The organism is Leisingera daeponensis, from assembly GCF_019801465.1.
Lineage (GTDB): Bacteria > Pseudomonadota > Alphaproteobacteria > Rhodobacterales > Rhodobacteraceae > Leisingera > Leisingera daeponensis_A.
Genome location: NZ_JAHVJA010000033.1, coordinates 1 through 4,621, shown reverse-complemented (window position 1 = coordinate 4,621; position 4,621 = coordinate 1). Strand labels below are relative to the sequence as shown.

Below are 4,621 nucleotides of genomic sequence, written 5' to 3'. Positions count from 1 at the left end.
TAAGGCTCAAGACGGTCCATCTGCGCGTCCGTCAGCCAGAAAAGATCAGACATATCACCGCTCATTTTTCGAACCGTGAATCACGCCACCCACCGGAAATCAATGGGTCCTGACCCTAGCGGAAAGCTCCAGCTTCATACGGTCCAGTTTTAAGGGGGCAGAGCAGGCAGAGGAATTACAAAAAATCAAAGTTAGATGCAGAATACATCTCAATCCAGGAGAAGTCCCCATCTAACAGAATACGCTCGTCCGATCCGGAGATTTTTATTACGAACTGGTCATTTGTGATGTCACGCCACATTCTCAAGTCTCTCAATCCTTCGACACCATCCATATCCAAACGAATTTTATCTTCGCCGACAGTAAAATCCATGATTTTATCGAGCTCTTGCCGTTTGTTTACATCGAATGAACACAGGTCGCCCTCCTCAAATACAAAGACATCCTCACCACTCCCGCCAACCAGGATGTCCTTTCCACCTCCTCCTCTAAGCAAGTCATTGCCACCACCACCTACTAACCTATCGTGACCGCTTTCACCAAAGAGTGTGTCTGCCCCACTTCCTCCATGCAATTTGTCAATTTCAGTGCCACCAAAAAGTTTATCGTCACCTTCTCCACCATAAAGCGTGTCTGATCCTCGCCCTCCGAACAACTTGTCTTTATCATCACCGCCATATAGCTTGTCGTCTCCTCCACCACCATTCAGTATGTCAGCTCCAGGACCACCAAACAGCTTATCGGTTTCTATGCCTCCCAAAAGCTTGTCGGCACCTCTACCACCATAAAGCGTGTCTGATCCGCTGCCTCCGAACAGAAGGTCAGTATCATCATCGCCATAAAGCTTGTCATCACCGCTGCCACCAAATAGCGTGTCGGAACCAAGACCTCCGAACAGCATATCAGTATCATCACCGCCATAAAGCTTGTCGTCACCTCTGCCACCATAAAGAGTGTCGATCCCATGACCTCCGAACAGCTTGTCGGTTTCTATACCCCCCAAAATCTTGTCATCACCATTGCCGCCAAAAATCGTGTCTGATCCCCGTCCGCCGAACAATTTGTCGGATCCACCTTTCCCCAAAACTTCATCATTGCCGCCGTATCCTGCAATAACATCCCTTCCCCAAGCTCCGGCGAGAAAATCGTTTGAACGAGTGCCTGTGATACTTTGGGTGGTACTCACCGTTATTTCCGCAAACTCAAAAGGATCGAGATTAAGCTTAAGGCCGTCGGTCCTCTTTCCGAGTTGGCTTTGCGGAAGCGTCGTTACCATCCCGCGAACATCCGATTCTGTCGCAAAGTAAAAATCAGACATAGAATTTGGGTTCGAAATTTTCGGAATAATCCCATTCGAATGCGGAAGGTAGGTGCGGTAATTTCCATCAGAATCAACTGATATATAACGATCCGCAATATCTTGCCCGAGTCGATCCCGTAAAGCGTCACGCTCCTCCTCCGAGATTATCCGTTTAGGCACCCTTGTTCGAATAATTTCATCACCCTCATCGTCATACGCCCAATGCTCACTTAATCCATTCGAGCTGGAAGGATCGACTCCAACTTTTCTACCACTCCACTCCCACGCCCCAGTAGCGATATTGTTGATGTTCAAGCATATTTCCTCATTAAAATTTTTCGACCGGGAGGTCACATAAATTACTGTCTTGTAGTCACTCGCGTATACATTTACTTCGGCAACTGCGCTATCAAATCCTGAAACACTCAGCGCCCTCATTGCCTTGTGCCCAGTCCCATTTAGATTTTCGGACATGAACTGAAACATTATTCCTGCCGGAGAAAGAGAGACGGGGTTTTGATCTCTGTAATCTCCAGCAACTGAATTTGGCATATTGTGCCTCACACCCCAGAAATCAGCACCGTTCACTCCAAGCTCAACCATGTTCTGAAATTGCTCCTGAATCACTCCAGCAGCTTTCAAACCGGCTTCCTCGGCGTTTCTGGCGCGCACATTCCATTCAGTGATTTGGATCTCCACGTTTTGAGGCAACATGGCCTCCCAGACGGAAAACCTGTGATTTAGATAGTTGTTCTGCCAGGCATCGTAGCTACCGCCAAATTCATCGTAAGACTTGTTATAGTAATAATGAGCGACAATTCCATCGACCACCATTCCTTCACTGGCACTTTGAAATCCATTTGAAATGTCGTGATCGCTGTCTAGTTGCTCCAAAATCTCCAAGTTTGCCTTAATAATTTTTCTTTCAAACGAACTTAATGAGTGAAAATACTGGCTAGCACTCTGGTCAAAACCCCAATCAGACGGCCGCTTCTCAACCAACCAAGTGTTCAAAGCCCGGACAGCATCGAAATCGCTTACAGTACCGGAGCTATCGCCTTTGTAGTTTGAAGCCCCCCCAACAGGGTTTGCCGTCTGAATCCAAATGCCAGGCTTGTATTCGGTCGCGTCGCTATTTAGGCTTTCCTGTAAAGATTCAATGATATCTGAAGCGTTATTACCGTAAACATTTTCACCAACCGTTCCCCAGTACTCGTTTCCAATTTCAAAGGCTTTGATTAGGTGCTCGGCGCCATCCATATATTCGAGAACAAGGCTTGACCACTCTTGAAGATCTCCATCGTTAGCCCTGGCGTCAAGCGCGGGAACCACCAGCGTGGTTTCTGTGCTACTTTTCTTTATGTAATCAAGGTAGCTACGAAGGTCTTCGTCCAGCTTGTTAACGCCGAAATTTTGGTGGTTTAGTTCTGTTATATTTTCACCTTCCGCTTTCCCGGCCGGGTATCTTAGCCTTGAGATGCCAAGCTGGCTGACAGCTTCCTGAAAGTGCTCATTAGGCACCCCGGTCACCTCATTACTGTCAGCTATAATGTTCGCGCCGAACATGTCATCGCTGACCTGAAATGATCTGGCGTCAGAATTCTCAAGATGGAAGGTTGGCATTACTAGGAACTCCACAATCGGTAACTCATAGTTCCCGGGATTTTTCACTGGACCTATCTCGTATGAGAAACGATCCCTTAGTGGGGTGAAGGGGGAACATACAGGGTACATTGAGTGACTGACTTGAATGGTTCCCTAACAAACAGAGATGGAGTTGCCAGGCACGGCGAGAAAATGGCGCAGATTTTACGTAAAAAATCGTAAAATTTCCCAAAATGAAGGGGGGATTCACCTTCTGTTAAAATTTCGGCGCGGATGCTGGCTACGCAGGTAAAGCTTGCCTGTCAAAAAAAGAGTTCAAGAGGTTGTCAGCTTTTCTCTGACCGAGCGTTAACGAAGACGATTTGACGCTATGTGCATCGCGGTAACGACGGCGTCAGCAACGCAATCTGCAATGGCGCAGTGCTCAGATCGTTGGACCGGGTGGGGATTATACTGGAGAAGCGCATGACAATAGAGCAAAAATTCAACTCGAAGAATGTGGTACAAATTTCCGATAGAGCGCCGACGCCAAAGAGGCAGCTCGGGAAAACGGCCTTGCAAAACATTCCCACAGCGCGTGAGTTAGTTCAGAAAGAGCACCTATCGAGAATAAAACCCTCTCCAGAGGATGATCTATTTGAAGATATTTTCAACAGAATGGACGATAACACTTTTTGGCAGATCATTGATATGATCGAAGCTGCGGGTTTCTCAATTTACCATGCGGGAGATGACACCAGGTCCGGGCGAGAGCGTTACAAGAATCTAGATCCCTCCTCCGAACATAGCTAATTATGCTAACTGATATGGATTGGCGGCGCTTTGACAATCTGCATGCATAGGTTGAGGCCGTCTATTTATTACGGTGGTGCGAAATGATGGAGGTATTGTATGAAGCTGGCATACCGGAACTTTGGCTACGAACTTTCAAGGCGAAGTTTCTTGACTTACTTACTCCACACGAGCGAGCTTCAAGCTGGACTCCATCTTTGCCAGGCAGAAGGCGTATTCTGCACCAAAAATTCGAAGGGAGAACCAGGTCTGGAAAAGTTTTGAGCATAGTCTTTGAGGCCAATTTTCTCTGGGGACTAGCTCAGCTCTTTGATCCAAAATATACATATGGCGGGGGCGCGTCCTGTGCGGCCTCGCCTTTCGAGCGGCAAACGAAATGGGTGGGGATATTATACAAAACGATCCATCACGGACACCTATACGACAAGTTGACTAAATTGGCGTTTTCGATTAATTCAACTGGCTGGTCAGGTTTGGCGCCCGCAATTGAAACACTTAAAGCACTGAAGTTGGGATCTAAAATCTCGGGGCGCTTCGTCTATCCGGTTTTGGCGCCTTCTTACGAGTTGCACTTTAGCCGCCGTGTAAGGGATTCGTTTTCATGTAGAAGCATAGATCCGATTTTTTCTTCCTGGTACTACGATGAGGCCTGATCAGGATGTTTGCGTTTATTTGTTTCTTGGGGAGGAAAGGGAAGGAAAGGCTTGAAGATTCATCGGAAATTTTGAACAACTCAGAGGCTTACGAGCTTCGTTTTGAAACGTGTTGAGGTAGAGGTGCGATTTGACTATGAGGATACTTGCTTTAGGCTCTGGACTCATTGAGTTTCAAAGCCAGTAGATAACGAGGGCTGCAAGCGCGATTGCTGACAGGAAGACTTTTGGGCATCTGTCGTATCGTGTCGCAACCCGCCGCCAGTCCTTC

The 4,621-nt window shown here is 47.3% G+C and carries 2 protein-coding genes and 1 pseudogene; 1 reads left to right on the top strand and 2 read right to left on the bottom strand.

The genetic code is table 11. The features are described 5' to 3' along the window. Positions 1–175 precede the first annotated feature (175 nt). Positions 176–2,923 carry a calcium-binding protein gene (locus KUV26_RS23365; protein WP_222510257.1) on the bottom strand — a complete coding sequence of 916 codons (2,748 nt, stop codon included), beginning with the start codon at positions 2,921–2,923 and terminating at the stop codon, positions 176–178. A 447-nt stretch (positions 2,924–3,370) separates the two neighbouring features. Between KUV26_RS23365 and KUV26_RS23360 the strand changes: the two genes are divergently transcribed. Further along, complete coding sequence (locus KUV26_RS23360; protein WP_222505985.1) at positions 3,371–3,697, top strand: hypothetical protein; 327 nt, start codon at positions 3,371–3,373, stop codon at positions 3,695–3,697. 827 nt (positions 3,698–4,524) lie between these two features. Here KUV26_RS23360 and KUV26_RS23355 read toward each other — a convergent pair. After that, positions 4,525–4,621: pseudogene (locus KUV26_RS23355) on the bottom strand (IS5/IS1182 family transposase); the annotation flags it as partial.